Origin of the sequence: Candidatus Phycosocius spiralis, from assembly GCF_030158815.1 — a bacterium.
GTDB classification, from domain to species: Bacteria; Pseudomonadota; Alphaproteobacteria; order Caulobacterales; family Aquidulcibacteraceae; genus Aquidulcibacter; species Aquidulcibacter spiralis.
On record NZ_BPFZ01000031.1, the window covers coordinates 1 to 1,097 of the forward strand.

Genomic DNA, 1,097 nt, shown 5'->3' on the forward strand with positions numbered 1-1,097 from the left:
TGCATCGGAGGCTGCCAATTTCATGCAGGCCTTAACGCCAACCGACAATGCGATTGGTGCGCAATCTCAATTGCGGACTTCTGAGGCGATGGGGAGCATGATGCTGAGCCGGGTTAATCAAGTTCGTCAGACAGGTCCACAAGGGGCTAATTTGGGTGCCATCAAAATGGCAGCTTTGAGTGGCGGCAAAGGGGTTATGACGGATGGGGATCAAACCCTCCCGACATTGAGTGAAGCCAGCCCGATGAAACCAGGCTGGAGTGCTTATGGTGAAGTGCGTGGCTTGAGGTCGAGAATAGGGGCACAGCAAGGCTATTTGGGTTCGCGGACCAATATGGTCACGGGTCTGATTGGTTTGGACTTTTCGCAGAAGAATTATATTGTGGGTGCTGCTCTTCATGTGGCCAATGGCGATGGCAAACAATCTAATCGCGCTGCGACATCCAAGTCGGATACATATGCTGTGTCGGCTTATGGTAGTATTTTTTCGCCAAAGCTGGCATTGGATGTCTATGCAACCCGCGGGACTGGGAATTTGGACTTGACCCGAACAGCTGGTCTGTTGTCGGCAGTGGGATCTACAGACACCACACTGTTTAACATTGGTGCGGCGTTGAGTAGCCCTACAAAAGTCAAATGGGGCAGTTTTACGCCTTCGGTATCACTGGCGTATGATCAAGTAGATATTGACGCTTACCGCGAAACGGGTGCCATCGCGCTGTCGGTCAATAAACGAAAAGTCAAATCCTTTGTGGGTCGTCTTGGTGTTGCGGCCATGAGTGATCAGGCTAAAACATTCAAGCCATGGGCACGGATTGCATTGGCGCATGACTTTGAAGCCTCAGATTCGGGTACGAAAAAAATTGGTTTCGTCTCGGCCACAGGTCCGAATTTTGTGGATGTAGCTGGCTTGGTGTTGGACAAGACATGGGGTGAACTGGGTCTTGGTATCGATACTAAGCTAGATAAAGCCACTCTTGGGTTGAGTTATGAAACAACACTCGGACGCGATAATGTGCAAATAGAACAAATTCGCGCCCGCATTCGCTTCACCTTCTAGAGCAGGAGTCGTTTCGTAAGAAACGCTGGAGCCTGCG

At 50.6% G+C, this 1,097-nt stretch carries 1 protein-coding gene; it reads left to right on the plus strand.

The features are described from left to right. Positions 1–1,060 (plus strand): autotransporter outer membrane beta-barrel domain-containing protein (locus PsB1_RS11755; RefSeq protein ID WP_284361833.1); only part of this gene is annotated, 1,060 nt, incomplete at its 5' end. Positions 1,061–1,097: the final 37 nt, after the last annotated feature.